19 protein-coding genes are annotated in these 17,591 nt (G+C 62.8%); 9 read left to right on the forward strand and 10 right to left on the reverse strand.

Annotated features, from left to right (window positions below; all coding sequences use genetic code 11):
- The first annotated feature begins 94 nt into the window (after nt 1-94).
- Nucleotides 95-1,372, forward strand: a complete 1,278-nt coding sequence (locus B0G57_RS08225; protein ID WP_018442989.1) for a polyhydroxyalkanoate depolymerase — start codon at nt 95-97, stop codon at nt 1,370-1,372.
- Between the two features lie 85 nt (nt 1,373-1,457).
- On the opposite strand, the gene B0G57_RS08230 is transcribed toward B0G57_RS08225, so the two are convergent.
- Complete coding sequence (locus B0G57_RS08230) at nt 1,458-2,090, reverse strand: TetR/AcrR family transcriptional regulator (RefSeq protein ID WP_026230099.1); 633 nt, start codon at nt 2,088-2,090, stop codon at nt 1,458-1,460.
- 417 nt (nt 2,091-2,507) lie between these two features.
- Between B0G57_RS08230 and rsxB the strand changes: the two genes are divergently transcribed.
- Both rsxB and nth read left to right on the forward strand, forming a co-directional pair.
- Nucleotides 2,508-3,416, forward strand: coding sequence for an electron transport complex subunit RsxB (rsxB, locus tag B0G57_RS08235; RefSeq protein ID WP_262984468.1), 909 nt, complete (start codon nt 2,508-2,510; stop codon nt 3,414-3,416).
- Between the two features lie 6 nt (nt 3,417-3,422).
- Nucleotides 3,423-4,067 (forward strand): endonuclease III, encoded by a 645-nt coding sequence (nth, locus tag B0G57_RS08240; RefSeq protein WP_018442992.1) that lies wholly within the window; start codon nt 3,423-3,425, stop codon nt 4,065-4,067.
- 29 nt (nt 4,068-4,096) lie between these two features.
- Here nth and B0G57_RS08245 read toward each other — a convergent pair whose 3' ends face one another.
- A complete protein-coding gene (locus B0G57_RS08245) occupies nt 4,097-5,029 on the reverse strand; it encodes a DMT family transporter (protein WP_018442993.1) in 933 nt (310 codons plus the stop codon).
- 281 nt (nt 5,030-5,310) lie between these two features.
- Between B0G57_RS08245 and B0G57_RS08250 the strand changes: the two genes are divergently transcribed.
- On the forward strand, nt 5,311-5,745 hold the full coding sequence (locus tag B0G57_RS08250) for a DUF1841 family protein (RefSeq protein WP_018442994.1): 435 nt from the start codon (nt 5,311-5,313) through the stop codon (nt 5,743-5,745).
- A gap of 120 nt (nt 5,746-5,865) precedes the next feature.
- On the opposite strand, the gene B0G57_RS08255 is transcribed toward B0G57_RS08250, so the two are convergent.
- Together B0G57_RS08255 and B0G57_RS08260 are read right to left on the reverse strand one after the other, a co-directional pair.
- Complete coding sequence (locus B0G57_RS08255; protein ID WP_018442995.1) at nt 5,866-6,249, reverse strand: c-type cytochrome; 384 nt, start codon at nt 6,247-6,249, stop codon at nt 5,866-5,868.
- Nucleotides 6,250-6,300: 51 nt separating this feature from the next.
- Nucleotides 6,301-6,669 (reverse strand): c-type cytochrome, encoded by a 369-nt coding sequence (locus B0G57_RS08260; RefSeq protein ID WP_026230101.1) that lies wholly within the window; start codon nt 6,667-6,669, stop codon nt 6,301-6,303.
- A 290-nt stretch (nt 6,670-6,959) separates the two neighbouring features.
- On the opposite strand from B0G57_RS08260, the gene B0G57_RS08265 reads away from it, so the two are divergent.
- The 3 genes from B0G57_RS08265 to tal all read left to right on the forward strand — a co-directional run bounded on the left by B0G57_RS08265 (nt 6,960) and on the right by tal (nt 10,289).
- Nucleotides 6,960-7,802 carry an AAA family ATPase gene (locus tag B0G57_RS08265; protein ID WP_018442997.1) on the forward strand — a complete coding sequence of 281 codons (843 nt, stop codon included), beginning with the start codon at nt 6,960-6,962 and terminating at the stop codon, nt 7,800-7,802.
- A gap of 117 nt (nt 7,803-7,919) precedes the next feature.
- The gene (locus B0G57_RS08270) at nt 7,920-9,095 is read left to right on the forward strand and encodes a vWA domain-containing protein (RefSeq protein ID WP_018442998.1); all 1,176 of its coding nucleotides are present in this window, start codon (nt 7,920-7,922) and stop codon (nt 9,093-9,095) included.
- A gap of 240 nt (nt 9,096-9,335) precedes the next feature.
- On the forward strand, nt 9,336-10,289 hold the full coding sequence (gene tal, locus B0G57_RS08275; RefSeq protein ID WP_018442999.1) for a transaldolase: 954 nt from the start codon (nt 9,336-9,338) through the stop codon (nt 10,287-10,289).
- A 60-nt stretch (nt 10,290-10,349) separates the two neighbouring features.
- Here tal and B0G57_RS08280 read toward each other — a convergent pair whose 3' ends face one another.
- The 6 genes from B0G57_RS08280 to B0G57_RS08305 all read right to left on the reverse strand — a co-directional run bounded on the left by B0G57_RS08280 (nt 10,350) and on the right by B0G57_RS08305 (nt 15,458).
- Entirely contained in the window at nt 10,350-11,459 is a 1,110-nt protein-coding gene (locus tag B0G57_RS08280) for an FUSC family protein (protein ID WP_018443000.1), read from the reverse strand.
- 105 nt (nt 11,460-11,564) lie between these two features.
- The gene (gene mctP, locus B0G57_RS08285) at nt 11,565-13,115 is read right to left on the reverse strand and encodes a monocarboxylate uptake permease MctP (RefSeq protein WP_018443001.1); all 1,551 of its coding nucleotides are present in this window, start codon (nt 13,113-13,115) and stop codon (nt 11,565-11,567) included.
- Nucleotides 13,112-13,360, reverse strand: a complete 249-nt coding sequence (locus B0G57_RS08290) for a DUF3311 domain-containing protein (RefSeq protein ID WP_018443002.1) — start codon at nt 13,358-13,360, stop codon at nt 13,112-13,114. Before B0G57_RS08290 ends, mctP begins: the two co-directional genes overlap by 4 nt.
- Before the next feature lie 213 nt (nt 13,361-13,573).
- Nucleotides 13,574-14,494 carry a class I SAM-dependent methyltransferase gene (locus B0G57_RS08295; RefSeq protein ID WP_018443003.1) on the reverse strand — a complete coding sequence of 307 codons (921 nt, stop codon included), beginning with the start codon at nt 14,492-14,494 and terminating at the stop codon, nt 13,574-13,576.
- 60 nt (nt 14,495-14,554) lie between these two features.
- Nucleotides 14,555-14,845, reverse strand: coding sequence for a hypothetical protein (locus tag B0G57_RS08300; RefSeq protein ID WP_018443004.1), 291 nt, complete (start codon nt 14,843-14,845; stop codon nt 14,555-14,557).
- A gap of 55 nt (nt 14,846-14,900) precedes the next feature.
- Nucleotides 14,901-15,458 (reverse strand): hypothetical protein, encoded by a 558-nt coding sequence (locus B0G57_RS08305; protein WP_018443005.1) that lies wholly within the window; start codon nt 15,456-15,458, stop codon nt 14,901-14,903.
- 232 nt (nt 15,459-15,690) lie between these two features.
- Here B0G57_RS08305 and B0G57_RS08310 point away from each other — a divergent pair, with 232 nt between their 5' ends.
- Nucleotides 15,691-16,635, forward strand: coding sequence for an alpha/beta hydrolase family protein (locus B0G57_RS08310; RefSeq protein WP_223258664.1), 945 nt, complete (start codon nt 15,691-15,693; stop codon nt 16,633-16,635).
- A gap of 442 nt (nt 16,636-17,077) precedes the next feature.
- Complete coding sequence (locus B0G57_RS08315; RefSeq protein ID WP_018443008.1) at nt 17,078-17,452, forward strand: nuclear transport factor 2 family protein; 375 nt, start codon at nt 17,078-17,080, stop codon at nt 17,450-17,452.
- Nucleotides 17,453-17,591: the final 139 nt, after the last annotated feature.

Here is a 17,591-nt window from a genome sequence, read left to right on the forward strand (position 1 = left end):
TAAGTCAGTTTCACCCGCGCGAATCGATTTCGGCATAGCATGCCGCGACGCCGGCGCCTCAAGTGCTTCGCCCCAGATGTGGGAGCCCTCCATCATGCTTTACCAGCTTTACGAGTTTCAGCGCGCGCTCTTGAATCCCCTCACGGCGTGGGCGCAAGCCGCCTCGAGGTCGTTCGCCAATCCCGCGAGTCCATTCGCTTACGTGCCCGGCGCGTCGCGCTACTCGGCTGCGTACGAGTTGCTCTACCGTCTCGGCAAGGATTACGAAAAACCCGAATTCGACCTTCATCAAATCGTCAAAGACGGCCGTAACATTCCGATCGTCGAGCAAACGATCATCGAAAAACCGTTCTGCCGGTTGTTGCGGTTCAAGCGCTATGCGGATGACAGCGAGGCCGTCGCCCAACTGAAGGACGAGCCCGTCGTGCTCGTCGTCGCACCGCTCTCAGGCCATCACGCGACGCTTTTGCGCGATACGGTGCGCACGCTGCTGCAGGACCACAAGGTCTACATCACGGACTGGATCGATGCGCGGATGGTGCCCGTCGAAAACGGCCCCTTCCATCTCGACGATTACGTCGCCTACATTCAGGAATTCATCCGCCACATCGGCGCGAAGGATCTGCACGTGCTCGGCGTTTGTCAGCCGACGGTGCCCGTGCTCGCGGCGATCTCGCTGATGGCGAGCCGCGGCGAAGACACGCCGCGCACGATGACGATGATGGGCGGCCCGGTCGATGCGCGCTGCAGTCCCACGTCGGTCAACAACCTCGCCATGCAACGCTCGTACTCGTGGTTCGAGAACAACGTGATCTACACCGTTCCGCCGAACTATCCTGGCATCGGCCGTCACGTCTATCCGGGCTTCCTGCAGCACGCCGGCTTCGTCGCGATGAACCCGGAACGGCACGCGGCGTCGCACTGGGACTTCTACCAGAGTCTGCTGCGCGGCGACGAGGAAGACGCCGAAGCGCATCGCCGCTTCTATGACGAATACAACGCGGTGCTCGACATGGCCGCCGAGTACTACCTCGACACCATTCGCATCGTGTTCCAGGAGTTCAGGCTCGCCGAGGGCACCTGGGAGATCGAAGGCGAGCTCGTGCGCCCGGCCGACATCAAAAAGACGGCGCTCTTTACGATCGAGGGCGAGCTCGACGATATCTCGGGCACCGGCCAGACGCGCGCCGCGCATCGGCTCTGTACGGGCCTTCCGGAAGACAAGAAGCGCCATTTCACGGCCGAGAAATGCGGCCATTACGGGATTTTCTCAGGACGCCGCTGGCGCACGATCATTTACCCGCAACTGCGCGACTTCATCCTCGAGAACAACCAGGAAACGACGGTCGCTGCCGAGCCTGTCGAGGCTTGAGACGTGTCAACACGCATTCTCGCGTCGGCCGTTGCTGGGGCGGTCGGCGCGAGCATGCAAGCCGCGCGGGCCAGCGTGGTGTGGGTCAGCGCCGCATCAGATAGGCGAGCAGCAGCTCCGTGTTCATGCGGATCATTTCCGCGCGCTCGGCGGGCGTGCTGAAGTCGCGCCCAAGCGTGGCTTGCAACGTGAAGCGGTTCGAGACGATGTAATAGCCGAGCCCCGAAAGCGCCACATAAAAACGCAACGGATCCACGTTCGTGCGGAAGAGGCCGGCCCGTTGGCCACGCTCGAGAATCGACGAAAGCGTGGCGACGATCGGTGAAATCATCTCGCGGATATGCGTCGATTTCTGCATGTAGCGCGCTTCGTGCAAGTTCTCGTTGTTCACGAGCCGCAGCAGATCGGGATGGTCGCGATAGTAGTCCCAGACGAAATGGGCGAGCCGCGTGATCGCCTCCACAGGCGCGAGCCCCGACAGATCGAGCGCCCGTTCCGCCTCCGTGAGTGCGCCGAACGCATGCTCCAGCACCGCCGTGAAGAGCTGCTCCTTGCTGCCGAAATAGTAGTAGAGCATCCGCTCGTTCGTTTCGGCGCGACGCGCGATCTGATCGACGCGGGCCCCGAACAAGCCACCATTCGCGAATTCTTCGGCCGCCGCGAGCAGAATGCGCCGCCGGGTGCCTTCGGGATCTCTTTTGATTTTCAGCTGATTCATGGTGGCCTTTTGCATATTGAGGGCCCCCAGACCTGGCGCTGAACGCCAAGTCCCCCGAAGGGTCTTCCCCCAAAGGGGACTTCCGTGCGGGACGGAATACTGGGGCGGCCCGGCGTTTTCTCGATAGCCGTGTCGTCCGCGTCACGCCGCCGGCCCCTCCTTGGACCTGTACGCCGGTGCGTGCGCTGGACGCGCCATTTACCATTACTCGTCGGAGATACCCCCGTGCCTTTTAAGCGGTCATGCGAAAAGCGCTTCGATTATGGCACATGGCTTGCCGATGGCAACCCGGGAAATCGGCGATAATGCGCACTTTGCCCGCATGTCGCCCACCTTCCGCCCGCTTGGACGGACAAGTGCGCCAAGGCGGCTCGCCGCCAAGCGGGGCCGACCGCCCGGAGCTTCGCCGCTGCTTGGCTGGCGGCAAGCGCCACGGGCTGCGTCATGACGTTTCCGAACGTGACCGATAGAAAGACCCTCGCGGATCGCATCGAAGATCTGCTACCTCAGACCCAGTGCACGAAGTGCGGCTACGACGGTTGCCGTCCCTACGCCGAAGCCGTCGCGAACGGTGCCGCCGGATACAATCAGTGCCCGCCCGGCGGCGCGGAGGGCATTGCGCGGCTCGCCGCGCTGCTCGGCAAGCCCGTGATTGCGCTCAATCCCGCCAACGGGGCGGAGCGTCCGCGCCCGCTCGCCTTCATCGACGAATCGCTTTGCATCGGCTGCACGCTCTGCATGCAGGCGTGCCCGGTCGATGCCATCGTCGGCGCGCCGAAGCTCATGCACACCGCCGTCGCCGAGCTTTGCACGGGCTGCGACCTCTGCGTCGCCCCCTGCCCCGTCGATTGCATCGCGATGATTCCGGTAACGGGCGAGGCAACGGGATGGCAGGCGTGGAGCGACGCTCAGGCGGCGGCCGCGCGCGTCCGGCATGACCGGCGACTTGCTCGTCTCGCTCGCGAACGCGAAGCGGCCGAAGAGCGCGCGGCGGCGCGCCGGGCAGCCTCGGTACCCGCTCCCGCGGCGCCGGAAGCGGACCCGCCGGCCACCGTCGACGATGCCGAGGCGAAAAAGCGGGCCATCATCGAAGCCGCGCTCAAGCGCGCACGCCAGAAGAAGGCCGAGCTCGCCGCTCGAGGTGTGGCGCCGAAGAACGTCACGGGTGTTTCGCCGGCCGTGCAGGCTCAGATCGATGCCGCCGAGGCCCGTCGGCGCCGGCTCGGCCTTGGCGGCGAGCCTGCGGCTACGGACGGCGACGACGCAGCTGAGAACAATACGCGATCCGACACCCGTGGTCCGACAACGAACGACAAACCCCGTTAGCCGCGAATGAACGCCACTAAACGCCGTGCCATCTACGAGGCGCTGCAAAGCCTCAATCCGCATCCGACAACCGAGCTCGAATACACGACCCCGTTCGAGTTGCTGATCGCGGTGATGCTCTCGGCACAGGCAACCGACGTTTCAGTCAATAAGGCGACGCGCAAGATGTACGCTGTCGCAAACACGCCGCAAAAGATGTTGGCGCTCGGCGAGGAAGGGGTCGCCGAGTACATCAAGACGATCGGCCTTTACCGCACGAAGGCGAAGAACGTCATCGCGACGTGCCGGATTCTGCTCGAGCAGCACGGCGGCGAAGTGCCCGCCGAGCGCCAAGCGCTCGAGGATCTGCCCGGCGTCGGCCGCAAGACGGCGAACGTCGTGCTCAATACGGCGTTCGGCCAGCCGACGATCGCCGTCGACACGCATATTTTTCGCGTCGCGAATCGAACCGGCCTTGCTCCGGGCAAGGACGTGCGTGCCGTGGAGGCCGCACTCGAGAAATTCACGCCGCCCGAGTTCCGGCACGACGCCCACCACTGGCTGATCCTGCACGGGCGCTATGTCTGCAAGGCACGGCGGCCCGAATGCTGGCACTGCGTGATCGAGCCGCTTTGCGAATACAAGCCGAAGACGCCGCCGCCCGAGCTTTGAGCGTCGGGCCGCGCAAGCTGCGGCTTGCGCTACTGATTCGCCTCGAGCGAAACCGCCTCGTCGCGCGCCCCGCCTCCCGAGCGGACCAGCCAGAGCACGGCCCCGAGAACCGAAGCGCCCCCCATCCACTGCAGCCACCCCAGCGTTTCACCGAGCAGCAGCGAAGCGAGCGTCACCGTGACGACGGGCTCGAGCGTCGACAGCATCGATGTGCGCGCCGCGCCCAAGCGGGCAAGGCCACCGAAGAAGGCGAGCATCGCCGCCACGGTCGAGAGGAGCGCGATGCCGATGACGGCGGCCCATGCGGCGGACGTGCCGGGCCAGTGCGGCGGCATGCCGGCGGCCGCGCGCGCGATCGAGAGCATGCTGAACATCGCCGCGGCCGCGAGGCAGACGACGGCCGTCGTGGCAAGCGGATCGACGCCGCGCGTGACGCGCGCGCCGATGACGATGTAGAGCGAATAGACGATGGCCGCCGCGAACCCGAGCGCGATGCCGAGCGGCTCACCGTGCCCGCCGCCGACCATGAGCGCGGAGCCCGCGAGACAAAGGACGAGCGCCGCACACTTCACGCGTGTGAGGCGCTCATCGAGCCACATTGCCGCGAGCAGCGTGACGAACGCCGGGTAGAGGTAGAGCAGCAGCGCGACGAGGCTGGCCTGTGCGTGCTGCAGCGCGATGAAATAGCAAAGCGATTGGCCGAAGTACCCGAATGCACCCATCGCGGCAATGAAAGCGAGCGCACGGCCGCGCGGCCAGACTACACCGCGCTGCTTCGCGACGAGCCCGAGGATGATGCCGCCGATGCCGAACCGAAGCGTGAGGAGCCCGAGCACGTCGGTGCCGCCGGCATAGGCGTACCGACCGAAGATCGGCATCGCGCCGAACGCGCTGGCCGAGACGGCGACGAGCAACGCGCCGAAGAGTGTCTCGGTGCGGGAGGAAGCGGAGAGAGCGGTCATTGGTTGGAATCGGACGATACGGCTCCGCGGCCGACGACGACGCGAGCGGATCGGGGTCGCATGCGATAGAGGGATAAAGCGATCGAGCGATTCTAGCCGTTCGAGGGGAGCGGCATGGATGATCCAGGACATCCGAAGGGGTCTACCCGGTGCGACTCTGCAGGGGCGTAAAATACAGGATTCACCGAAAACGCCCGCGGCGCGCACGAGGACCTGGCGAAGCGATCGCCGTTGCCGAGCGCCGCGCAGCCGCGCACAATTGAAGCGAAACCCCCTCAGAGATGTTCAATCCGAGCCGAGAAGAAGTCAGACGCTTTTTTACCGAGACCTGGCGCAAGCAACGCGCGGGCGAGATTCTCACGCCGCTCGAGGCCATAGCGGCGGACTGGATCGTCGAGCATCCCGAGTACCATGCCGAATTGTCCGACGAGGCAGTGGCATCAGCGGCGGAGTACGCGCCGGAAGCGGGAAGGACGAATCCGTTCCTGCACTTGTCGATGCATCTCGCGATCAGCGAGCAGCTTTCGATCGATCAGCCGCCCGGCATCCGGGCGGCGCACGAGCGGCTCGTCGCCCGTCTAGGGTCCACACACGAGGCGCAGCACGCCATCATGGAATGCCTCGGCGAGATGATCTGGGAAGCTCAGCGCAGCAACATGCCGCCGGACACCGACGCCTATCTGGCCCGCATCGAGCGACGGGCGTCGCGGGATTGATAGAGAGCGGCAGTCAGGCCGATTCATAGCCAAAAGAGCGCCCGTGCAAAGCAAACGCCCCGCGCGAGCGGGGCGTTTATCAGATCAGGTGCGTCGCGCGCGCCGCAGCGCGCGTGCCGCTTACTTTTTCTGCACCAGATCCCCTGACAGCGAATCCACATACGCCGCGATGTCCTTCATGTCGCTTTGCGAGAGCGACTGCACCTGCGCCTGCATGATCGGATTATTGCGGCCGAAATTCGGGTTGCCGTTGCCCATCTGGTACTGACGCAGCGCCCAATAGACGTACGAGGCATGCTGCCCGGCGAGCTTCGGGTATTCGGGGCTCACGGGCTTATTGAGGCCCGCGCCGTGGCAGGCCGCGCAGTTGTGGCTCTCGACGAGCGTCTTGCCGTTCGACGCGTCGGCGGCGAGGGCCAGATTCGAAGCCACGAGAGCGCCGATGGCGATGGCTGCCCCCGCAGCCTTGATAACCGTCCGAAGGGCCTGGTCAGGCTTGTTCATGAATTCTCCTATCCCGCGAAGTTGGAAGGCTGAAAGCGTCCCGCACAGGGGTCACTTTTCGGGATTGTTCGGCGACGAAGGCGTCTGTGCCGCGTAGTAAGCCGCGATGTCGGCGATGTCCTGGTCCGTCAGCGACGACGCGATCGCGTGCATCGTCTGGAAGTGGCGGTCGCCCTTCTTGTAGCCCTGCAACGCGTTCTCGAGGTACTTCTCGTTCTGCCCGCCGAGCTTCGGCACGTCGTACACCTCGGGGTAGGCCGTGCGGTAGTCGGAAATGCCGTGACACCCAATGCACATCGCGACCTTGTCGCGCCCTGCCTTCGCGTTGCCGACGACATCGGCAGCGTGGGCACTCAGCGCAAACCCCGCAAGCACCGCGAGCGTCGCGGTCACGACATGTTTGCCGACGATAGAAGTCATATTCTGTTCAACCTGGCTGAGGGGAAACGAGCGCCCGCTTGACCGCGGCGGGCCACGGCGCGGATCATCGCCACGCCGCCATTCATTGTCGAAATTGCCCCAATAGAGGCCAAAAAAGCGCGGCAATTGTACCGCGACGCTCAGCCGCACGTCCACAAGGCCCGCGCGGCCCCGCGCGCCCGGCCGACGCCCCCCCGCAAGGCCGGCCGGCGGACGGCCTGCGACATCATGCCGCAGATCGAACCGGCTTCTGCCCTATACTGACCGGAATTTCCCGAGAGAGCGTACCCATGCGTTTCGAAGGCTCGTCGCACTACGTCGCCACCGACGATCTCAAGCTCGCCATCAATGCCGCCATGACGCTCAAGCGTCCACTGCTGATCAAGGGCGAGCCCGGCACCGGCAAAACGATGCTCGCCGAGGAGGTGGCCGCCTCGCTCGGCATGCCGCTCTTTCAGTGGCACATCAAGTCGACGACAAAAGCGCAACAAGGCCTTTACGAATACGACGCCGTTTCGCGACTGCGCGATTCACAGCTCGGCGACGAGCGCGTGAAGAACATCGCCAACTACATCGTGAAAGGCGTGCTCTGGCAGGCGTTCGAATCGGACTCGCCGGCCGTCCTACTCATCGACGAAGTCGACAAGGCCGACATCGAGTTTCCGAACGATCTGCTGCGCGAGCTCGACCGCATGGAGTTTCACGTCTATGAAACGCGCGAGATCGTGCGCGCGAAACATCGTCCGCTCGTCGTCATCACGTCGAATAACGAAAAGGAACTGCCCGACGCGTTCCTGCGCCGGTGCTTCTTCCACTACATCAAGTTTCCCGATCCCGCGACGATGCAGCAAATCGTCGATGTGCACTACCCCGGCATCCGGGCGGACCTGCTGCGCGCGGCGCTCGAGAGCTTCTTCGAGTTGCGCAACGTATCGGGCCTGAAAAAGAAGCCCTCGACGTCGGAATTGCTCGACTGGCTCAAGCTTCTGCTTGCCGAAGAGATCCCGCCCGAAGCGCTGCGCTCGCCGGATCACAAGCAGATCGTTCCGCCGCTCGCGGGCGCGTTGCTGAAAAACGAGCAGGACATGAGTCTCTTCGAGCGCCTTGTCTTCATGAATCGTCATAACCGGTAGCACGCGGTTACGGAGGCGCTCGACGAAGAGCGCTCGAGGTCACGGGCACGGACTAGCAAACACCAGCAGCGCAATTGGCACGGCGAGTGCGGGGGACAAAGGAGGAGGACGGGCGGCATGCTGATCGACTTTTTCTATACGCTTCGAGAAGCACGGCTGCCTGTTTCCGTGAAAGAGTACCTGACGCTGATCGAGGCGCTTCGCGAGCGCGTGATCGCGCCGTCGCTCGACGAGTTCTACTACCTCGCTCGCCTGACGCTCGTGAAGGACGAACGTTACTTCGACAAGTTCGATCAGGCGTTCGCCGCTTACTTTCATGGCGTCGCGGCGCTGACGGAGACCGCCTTCGACATACCGCCCGAGTGGCTCAAGAAGCGCCTCGAACGCGAGTTCACGGCCGATGAGAAAGCGCAAGTCGAGGCGATGGGCGGCCTCGACAAGCTGATGGAGCGCCTGAAGCAGCTCTTCGATGAACAGAAGGCGCGCCACGAGGGGGGCAACAAATGGATCGGCACCGGCGGCACGTCGCCATTCGGTCATGGCGGCTACAACCCTGAAGGCGTGCGCATCGGCGGCGAATCGGCCGGCAACCGCACCGCGGTCAAAGTATGGGAAGCGCGCGGTTATCGCGATTACGACGATCAGGTCGAGATCGGCACCCGCAACATCAAGGTCGCGCTGAGACGCCTGCGCCGCTTCGCGCGCGAAGGAGCGGCCGAAGAACTGGACCTGCCCGATACGATTCGCAGCACAGCGGCCAACGCAGGCTGGCTCGACCTCAAGATGGTGCCTGAACGCCACAACACGGTGAAGGTGCTTATGCTGCTCGATGTGGGCGGGTCGATGGACGACCACATCAAGCGAACCGAGGAGCTGTTCTCCGCGGCAAAGGTCGAATTCAAGCATCTCGAGTTCTACTACTTCCATAACTGCGTCTACGATCACCTGTGGAAGAACAACCGCCGCCGCCATGTCGAACGGATCGCCACGTCGGACGTCCTGCACCGGTTTACGTCTGATTACAAGCTGATCTATGTCGGCGACGCGACGATGAGCCCGTACGAAGTGCTGCAGCCGGGGGGATCCGTCGAGTACAACAACCCCGAAGCGGGCGCCGTTTGGCTGCGCCGCCTCGCCGACCAGTTCCCGCATCACGTATGGCTCAATCCCGAGCCGCAGGGGCTCTGGGAGTATCGGCAATCTATCGCGATCATTCGCCAGCTGCTCGGCGATCGCATGTATCCGCTCACCCTCGCCGGACTGGAAGCAGCGATGCGCACGCTAAGCAAATAAAAAGGGCCACAGAAAAAGGACCAAAGCTGGCTCTCGTCGACGAATTCGAGTGCGCGCACGGCGGCTCGTGGCAGAACGCAAAGCGCCTCGCGCCCGCCGGGGAATAAAATAGGGGATGTTGGCTGCCGTACGCGGCCCGAATCGCCGTACGGCTGTTGCTCCAAGGCTATCGCTCCGAATTCGAGCGTCCCGTCAACCCGTTACGTTTTTTCGTCAGGGCGCCAGCGCCCTATATCTGCCATGACTAATGCTCTTGACCAACTGAAGCAATTCACGATCGTCGTCGCGGACACAGGCGACTTCCAGCAGCTTGCCCAGTACAAGCCGCGCGACGCCACGACGAACCCCTCGCTGATTCTGAAGGCGGTGCAAAAGGATGCCTACAAGCCGCTGCTCGAGGAAACCGTGCGCGACCATGCCGCCAAGCCGGCCCGCGCGATCATCGACGAGCTGCTCGTCGCGTTCGGCTGCGAGATTCTGAAGATCATTCCGGGACGCGTCTCGACGGAAGTGGACGCGCGCCTGTCGTTCGATGCAAAAGGCTCCATCGACAAGGCCCATGAGCTCATCAAGCTTTACGAGGCGGCCGGGATCGATCGTGAGCGCGTGCTGATCAAGCTCGCATCGACGTGGGAAGGCGTGCGCGCCGCTGAAGTCCTGCAAAAAGAAGGCGTCAACTGCAACATGACCCTGCTGTTCTCGCCGGTGCAGGCAGCCGCTTGCGCGGAAGCGGGCGCGAAGCTGATCTCCCCGTTCGTCGGCCGCATCTACGATTGGTACAAGAAGCAGGCCGGCAGCGAGTGGGACGAAGCGAAAATGGGCGGTGCGAACGATCCTGGTGTGCAGTCGGTGCGGCGCATCTACGCCTATTACAAGAAGTTCGGCTATGAGACCGAAGTGATGGGCGCAAGCTTTCGCACAACGAATCAGATCGTCGAGCTCGCCGGCTGCGATCTGTTGACGATCAGCCCCGATCTTCTGCAAAAACTCTATGAGAGCGACCAGCCGGTCGAACGCAAGCTCTCGGCCGAGGCGCTCGCGAACGAGACCGTCGAACGGATCGCCATCGACGAGCCTGCATTCCGCTATCAGCTGAACGACGATGCGATGGCAACTGAAAAGCTCGCCGAGGGCATTCGCACATTCGCGGCCGATGCGGTCAAGCTCGAAAAACTCATCGAAGCACTGCGTTGATGCGGCGCGCTGGTGAGCGCCCGCCACCAGCAAAGAAAACTTGAGTGCCGTGCGCGGCTGTCAATGCAGCCGCCCCAGCGCGGAGCGTCGCTCGATGTTCCACTGCGTTTCGCTTTCCGCGAGCAAGGCGCGCAGGCGATCGACCTGCTCGGCGAAACGCTGGGCAATCCACTCCTGGCCTTTGAGGTCTTCCGTGTCGCCAAGAACGATGGCCGTGGCACCGGGAGGCCAACTGCCCGTCGTTTGCAACCTCGCTTGCGACTCGGAGCCGAAGCGCAGCGCACGAGCCATCGCGAGCAGCGTGGCGCGCACCGCGTAGACCTGCGGGTCGCGCTTGCCTGAGCCGATCGCCGACGCTGCGCGCTCCGGCTCGGCAAGCGCTGCTGTCGAAAGCATCTCGAGCGCGCTCAGCATCGATCGGTGGAGCCGCTGCACGGCCTCGAGCTGCTTGATCGGCGTATTGATCTCTTTCGCTACCGAGGGCATCAGCGAGCGCAGCTTGACGAGCCGCTCGCCGAGCGCCGCGAACGCAGTCAGCTGCTCGCCCGAGTCGATCGCCGCGCCGGTTGCGATGCGGGAATAGATCCGGGCGCATTCGCGGAGGTTGCGCGCGAGGAGGTAGCGCCACGAGTAGGTCGCATAAAGCGGCAGGGCAAACGAAAAAACGAGCGCAACCGCGATGCCGACAAGTACATTCAGCACGCGCCATAGGCCCGTGGCGATCGAATTGTCGCCATGTCCCGCGACGATGAGCATGGTAATCGCCGTCAACAACGCGATATAGCCGGGCCGCCCGATCGCGAAATACCCGCAAATGCCGGCGGCTATCGACATCAGCACATAGGTGAGCGTCGCGGATCCGACGAGGTCCAGCTGGATCAGCATGGCGAGACCGACGGCCGCCCCGAGCGCCGTCCCCAGTGCACGTTCGGCGGCCCGCTTGCGGATATTGCCTTGATGCTGGAGCCCGCCGATGACGACGAGGACCGTCACGGACGCCCAGATGCCGTTCGGCACGTCGATGCCTGTCGTCAACAAGATCGACACGAGCATCGCCAAGCCGACGCGCACCGCGTGCAGCACTTTCGCGTACCGATAGCGGTAATACGGCGAATTGATGGCACGCGCCGCACGGGCGACGAGGATTTGGGGACTGAGAAGAGCGGCCATGGCCGCTCATTGTCGACGAAAGCCGGTCCGTCGTCGAGCGATGCGGGCAGTCCGCGGCGCACGCCGCCACCTTGCTGCTACGGCGGCGCGCGGGGACGCGATGTTTCAGCTCTCGAGTACGTCGAGATAGTCTTCGGGCCGCGTGCGATCCTCGCTGGCCGCCATGCCGGCAACCCGCACGACGACGCTCACGATCACCGCCACGATGAGGTTCAGGATCAGCGACCAGAGCGCCGCGTAGCCCGGAATCGCGACACTGCCGAGATGGATCGTGTAGATCGAGCTCGTCAGCTTGAGCGTGGCCGCCATCCATGTGCCCGAGACGATGCCGACGGCCCAACCGGCGAGGAGCCCCCGGTAGTCGAGCTTGCGCGTATAGAGTCCCAGCACGATCGCGGGCAGCGTCTGAATGATCCAGATGCCGCCGAGCAGCTGGAGCTGAATCGCGAACTTGAGCGGCAGGCCGATGATGAAGACGAGCGCCCCCACTTTCACGACGAGCGAGACGAGCTTCGCGACATGCGTCTCCTGCTCATGCGACATGTTGCGATTGACGAACTCGCGATGGATGTTGCGCGTGTAAAGATTGGCCGCGGCGATCGACATGATCGCGGCCGGCACGAGCGCGCCGATGCCGATCGCCGCGAATGCGAGGCCGACGAACCACGACGGGAAGAAGTGAAGGAACAGCGCGGGCACGGCGAAGTTCGGGCCGAACGCCTTGAAGTACGGCTGGAATTCCGGCATGTTTTGCACACCAGAGGCCAGCGCCATGAAGCCCAACAGCGCGAGCAGGCCCAGCACGAGCGAGTACGCGGGCAGCATCGCCATGTTGCGGCGCAAGGCGTTGCCGGAGGACGACGACAGGACCGCCGTGACCGAGTGGGGATAGAGGAAGAGCGCGAAGGCCGAACCCACCGCCAGCGTGGCGTAAGCGGAGAACCCGTTCATGTTCGCCGCGTCGGGCGCCTTCAGCAGGACCTTGGCCGGCGGCACGGAGGCGAAGATATGGCTGAAGCCGCCCAGTTGCACCGGTACGACGATGATTGCCGCAATGATCGTGATGTAGATGAGCAGATCCTTCACGATGGCGATCATGGCCGGCGCACGCAGCCCCGACGTATAGGTGTAGGCGGCGAGAATCGCAAACGCGATGATGAGCGGAAGGTCGCCGGCAAAGCCCGACGTATCGAATCCGAGCGCGCCGATGACAACCTCGATGCCGACGAGCTGCAGTGCGATGTAGGGCATCGTCGCGATGATGCCCGTGACCGCGATGGCCAACGCAAGCATGCGGCTGCCGTGGCGCGCACTGACGAAGTCGGCGGCCGTCACGTAGCCATGGCGCTTCGCCACGCTCCAGAGCTTCGGCAGCACGAGGAAGCCGAACGGATAGATCAGAATCGTATAGGGGACGGCGAAAAAGCCCATCGCGCCGGCGCCGAAGACGAGCGCCGGCACGGCAACGAACGTATAGGCCGTATAAAGATCGCCGCCAACGAGGAACCAGGTAACGATCGTGCCGAAGCGCCGGCCGCCGAGCCCCCACTCCTCGAGATGGGCGAGGTCGCCCCGCCGCCAGTGCGCGGCGACGAAGCCGAGAACCGTGATGGCAAGGAAAAAGAAGACGAAGACGCCAGTAGCGGTTGCATTCATTGCGCGCCTCCTTTGCGTTGGGAGGCCGGCCCGCTGGAACGCGGCTTGGTCCTGAAGTACACCACGCCGGTGATGACCGCACTCACGAGCACCCACAACAACTGGTACCAGTAGAAGAACGGAAATCCCCAAAGCTGCGGGTCCATGCTGTTGTAGGACGGTACCCAGATCATCGCGATCCAGGGAAGAACCAGCAGCCAGAGCCAGCGTTTGGCGGCTCGTTGAGCGTCGGCGTTATGAGCCATGACGTCTCCTCTTTTACTCGTTATCGAACCTGCTACCCGTATCGACCGATGTCGGGCCGGCCCTGCTTACAGCAGCCTTCCGGCCTCTCAAAAGTCTGGCAAGAGTATAGGAGTGCCACACCGACGGTCAAGCAGGGCGGACCCGGGGCGTCCGGCCCGGCTTGGGGCAGCCGCAAGGGTGTCGGCATGCGGCGCTTCCGGTCGGCGCCGGATTTAGATCTCGAAAAAGTCCGGTTTTTCGCCGAGCGAGGCGACGAGTCCCTTGACCCACTTGCGCGCCGGCAGGCCGAGTTTCTCTTCGATCAGCTTCGCGCGAGTCGCGAGGGCGGCGAATGGTACGCAAAGCGCCGGTCCCGAGAACGCGAGCGCGATGCGGTTGCCCTCGTGGACCTCGGGCAGCGCGATCACGCGGCCTTCGAAGGCGGTGTTTAGATGCTTCATGTTGCGCACGAAGCTCGGGTGATCGCCAAAGAGGTTGATCGTCGCGACGCCCGCTTCGGTCAGACATGCGCGCGCGGCGCGATAGAAAGCGACGCTATCGAGCACCGGTCCGCGGGCCGTGGCGTCGTAGAGGTCGATTTGCAGTGCGCCGATGGTGCCGTGATTGGCGCGATCGTTGACGAAATCCCAGGCATCGGCTTCGTGGACGCTCAACCGGGCATCGTCGGGCGGCAACGCGAACATGGTCCGCGCCGCCACGACGACGGCCGGGTTGAGCTCGACCGCGTCCACGCGGGCGCGCGGCAGGAAGCGATGGGCGAACTTCGTCAGCGCCGCCGCTCCGAGGCCCAGTTGCACGATGCGCTTCGGCGTTTCGAGAAAGAGCAGCCATGCCATCATCTGCTGCGCATACTCGAGCTCGATATGGTCGGGCTTCCTTAGCCGCATCGCCCCTTGCACCCATTCGGTACCGAAGTGCAGATAGCGAACGCCGCCCTCTTCCGAGAACGTCACGGGAGCGAAGCGGGGCTTGCGCGGCATGTCGATACGCGGACCGGCATCGAGATCGAGCGCCGGTTTGCCGTTCGCGCGTTTGAGCTTTCGCGTCGGGGCGGTGTCGTCGTGAATCCGGGTCTTGCCGCTTCGGCGGAACGCGCGTGCTTCAGCCGAAGCACGCTTGATGAGGTTCGTCATGGGATCTTGGTGGCGCTGCGTTGCGCCTCGTTGGAACGGACGAGAGGATAGCAGCCTCGCTCAGGCGCCGCCGCTCGTCGCCGCCAGAGCTTGCCGCAACAACTCGTCGAGCAAGCCCGTCATACCCTCCGGGTGAGTGGCGGCCCGTTCCTTGAGCTCGCGCACCAACTCGCCATCGAGCTTGCAGGCAAATGGCACGAGCCCTTTTTCCTGGTCCAGCTTCCGCTGCTCACGCCGGCCAAGCGGCGCATCGGTCGCGCCTTTTCCGAAACGTTCGGATCGAGTCTGCTTCATCGAGTGGGTCAGTTTGAGCGCCTTGTTTTTTTCAAGGTCGGTTTTTTTCATTGCCATCCGGTAGTGCTCCGTCGTTCTAATCGGGAAATCTGCGTCGAATCAGTCAAATCATTCACGATCCGCTTGGCCGCCGGAACTCGTTTTCCACCCAGCTCGCGGCGCTCGCCTTGCTGAGCTTGAAGTTCGGCGCCACCTGAACCTGAGCGAGCTGCTTTCCGAAGGCGTCGAGGGCAGTCAGCAGCGCATAAGGCTCATTTTCGTCGGGCACGATGTCCAGCGTGATTTCCAATTCGCCATCGCCTGTTGCCGCCGGCACCGTCAGGCTCTTATGCAACTGCGCGCGAAGCTGCTGCTCATGTCGGCGCAATACCTCCGACGCCGTCTTCACGAGCGTGTTGAACGCAGAAGCATCGAGCGGCTTCGGATCCTTCTTGTTGCGCCCCATCGTCCATGGACCGACAAGCGCGGGCTCGGGCTCCCCGTCCTTGATCATTTCGACGGCCCACCCATCGTCGTCCTCGTTCTTGATGACGCGCGCGGTCCAGCCGCCGTCGCGCCACAGACCGTCCTCGTGCAGCGTTTCCGGGGTTTCCGAGACCGGACTTTCAGCGGCGGAATCGGCGATGAGATCGGTGGCGGGATCGGATGATGGAACGGACTTATCGGTCATTGCAGGTCAGTGGTTTCGTGGAAGGCATTCGGCACAACGCACGCCATTTTAGCCGTCAGGCAGGCAGCATATGCGCGACTATGACGAACAGACGATGCAAGCCCGTCCCCTGATGCACGCTCGGCGCGCCGGCTAGCGCAGAGCATGTCACGATCGTTCAAGACACTCGCCGGTAGTCGGCATAAGATCCGTTACTGGTATTGCCCGAACGGAGCCATTATGCACAGTTGCTTTGACGGCCGCGCTTCACGCTTCGCTTGTTGCCATGCTGGGTCCATCTATTTTTGAAATGCAGATGACTATGACAATTACCAGACGCCTGTTATGGATCTGCCTTGCACTGCTTGTCTCCGGCGTCCGAGCCGAAGAGCTTAGATCAGAGCTGCACGAATCTGTCTCGACGATCGACGTGACGGTGAAGGATTTTTACGGAACGGAACAGACGGGCAAGGTTGTCATAACGCAATTCCTTCCGGACGGCGACGGGCCGTTCCCGATCCTGATTCTCAATCATGGTCGCAGTCCGTCAGATCGCGGCACGCCGCCGCGTTTTCGCTATACCCGACAAGTTGCCTTTTTCGTGAAACGAGGCTTCGCCGTATTCGAGCCTACGCGTATCGGCTACGGTCAGTTCGGCACGCAATTCGATCCGGAATACAGCGGCAAATGTCGTCAGAAAGACTATGCACCGATGATCGATGCAGCGCGCACCGAAGAGCTTGCCGTACTGGAATACGCGAGGCGGCAGCCCCATGTTGACCCACATCGAATCGTCATTGTTGGCCAATCGGTCGGTGGCTTCGTCACGACGGCCATGGCGGCCGAAAATCCGGACGGCGTAGTCGGGGCAATCAACTTCGCCGGCGGTTCCGGCGGCGATCCCGTCGAGCATCCCGGCGTGCCATGTCAGGGTGAACGCCTCGAAGCCATGTATTCGCAATTCGGAAAAACGGCTCGTGTCCCGATGCTCTGGATCTATACCGAAAACGATCAGTACTTCTCTCCGGCCTATAGCAGCGCCTGGCACGATGCATTCGTCCGAGCCGGTGGCAACGCCGACTATCGGCTGCTCCCACCGTTTGAGAAAAACGGGCACATGCTCTTCGCGCACGGTACCGACGTCTGGGAGCCCCTGGTATCCGAATTTCTCGAGCGTCAAGGATTCCCCGCTCGATAACCACCCAAGCTGACGTAAGCTCAAGCGAGTTCCAGAAGCTTCCGAAACATCTCGTTTCCCTTTGGCGTTACGCTGACAATGCGAGACTTCAGCGAGCGCACGATCCAGCTCTGATCGACGTAGAGTCGGAGCATGTGCGTTCCCAAGGCGCCGCCCAGATGCGGCTGCCGTTGCGTAAGATCGGCACAAGGCCGTGCAAACACGCGACGCTCTGATCCTCGTGCGTGCCGCGTCAGCAAGGGGTCTGGCGACCCGTGCAATATTAGGCGTATCGTCCATAGTTCACCGTCCGATGAAACGTTCGAGGACTTGTTTCGCCGATACTAGCACTGTGATCCCGTGCGGAATTGGTCTTCGACCAGGTTGAGCCGTCTGCAGACTGGGTGCTTTGCTGCACACGATGCAATACCTCGCAAATTTCACTCATGCAGGAGGACACGCAATGGAAATTGACAGCATTCAGCACGCTTTACAAACCTACTTCGACGTGATGTACGAATGCGACCTGAAAAAATTTGATCAGGTATTTCATCCATCCAGTTCACTCTTCACCATGAGAAATGGTGAGTTCAACCTGCGTCCGTTTGCTCAGTATCGTGAAGAGATTGCCGCCCGAACGCCGCCGAAGAGCGTGCAACAACCGCGCATGGATGACATTCTGCAGATCCAGGTGCTGTCATCCGAGATTGCGTTCGCGCAGGTTCGCGTTCGCATCTTCGAGAAGGTCTACGTCGATAACCTCAATCTACTGAAATTCGACGGGCATTGGATGATTGTCGCAAAGATTTTTCATCACGCGGAAACGATCCATCGCTAGCCACGGGCAACACGGCGAGTTGTAGACCGGTTACGACTCAACGTCGCGCTGCGTCCAACAGGTCCACTGTGTGGCTGAGAGGGCTATATGGTTGACTATGGGCGCTCAGATACTTCGATCGATCGCTACATAGACCCCG

This window comes from Trinickia symbiotica (genome assembly GCF_002934455.1).
Classification (GTDB): Bacteria; Pseudomonadota; Gammaproteobacteria; order Burkholderiales; family Burkholderiaceae; genus Trinickia; species Trinickia symbiotica.

Excerpts from the sequence above, each read along its gene's own strand:
- B0G57_RS08280 (WP_018443000.1), bottom strand. The coding sequence starts at position 11,459 with ATGGCCGCTCTTCTCAGTCCCCAAATCCTCGTCGCCCGTGCGGCGCGT.
- nth (WP_018442992.1), top strand. The coding sequence starts at position 3,423 with ATGAACGCCACTAAACGCCGTGCCATCTACGAGGCGCTGCAAAGCCTC.
- B0G57_RS08290 (WP_018443002.1), bottom strand. The coding sequence starts at position 13,360 with ATGGCTCATAACGCCGACGCTCAACGAGCCGCCAAACGCTGGCTCTGG.
- mctP (WP_018443001.1), bottom strand. The coding sequence starts at position 13,115 with ATGAATGCAACCGCTACTGGCGTCTTCGTCTTCTTTTTCCTTGCCATC.
- B0G57_RS08255 (WP_018442995.1), bottom strand. The coding sequence starts at position 6,249 with ATGAACAAGCCTGACCAGGCCCTTCGGACGGTTATCAAGGCTGCGGGG.
- B0G57_RS08250 (WP_018442994.1), top strand. The coding sequence starts at position 5,311 with ATGTTCAATCCGAGCCGAGAAGAAGTCAGACGCTTTTTTACCGAGACC.
- B0G57_RS08260 (WP_026230101.1), bottom strand. The coding sequence starts at position 6,669 with ATGACTTCTATCGTCGGCAAACATGTCGTGACCGCGACGCTCGCGGTG.
- B0G57_RS08295 (WP_018443003.1), bottom strand. The coding sequence starts at position 14,494 with ATGACGAACCTCATCAAGCGTGCTTCGGCTGAAGCACGCGCGTTCCGC.
- B0G57_RS08315 (WP_018443008.1), top strand. The coding sequence starts at position 17,078 with ATGGAAATTGACAGCATTCAGCACGCTTTACAAACCTACTTCGACGTG.
- B0G57_RS08265 (WP_018442997.1), top strand. The coding sequence starts at position 6,960 with ATGCGTTTCGAAGGCTCGTCGCACTACGTCGCCACCGACGATCTCAAG.
- B0G57_RS08300 (WP_018443004.1), bottom strand. The coding sequence starts at position 14,845 with ATGGCAATGAAAAAAACCGACCTTGAAAAAAACAAGGCGCTCAAACTG.
- B0G57_RS08230 (WP_026230099.1), bottom strand. The coding sequence starts at position 2,090 with ATGAATCAGCTGAAAATCAAAAGAGATCCCGAAGGCACCCGGCGGCGC.
- B0G57_RS08305 (WP_018443005.1), bottom strand. The coding sequence starts at position 15,458 with ATGACCGATAAGTCCGTTCCATCATCCGATCCCGCCACCGATCTCATC.
- B0G57_RS08270 (WP_018442998.1), top strand. The coding sequence starts at position 7,920 with ATGCTGATCGACTTTTTCTATACGCTTCGAGAAGCACGGCTGCCTGTT.
- tal (WP_018442999.1), top strand. The coding sequence starts at position 9,336 with ATGACTAATGCTCTTGACCAACTGAAGCAATTCACGATCGTCGTCGCG.
- B0G57_RS08225 (WP_018442989.1), top strand. The coding sequence starts at position 95 with ATGCTTTACCAGCTTTACGAGTTTCAGCGCGCGCTCTTGAATCCCCTC.
- B0G57_RS08245 (WP_018442993.1), bottom strand. The coding sequence starts at position 5,029 with ATGACCGCTCTCTCCGCTTCCTCCCGCACCGAGACACTCTTCGGCGCG.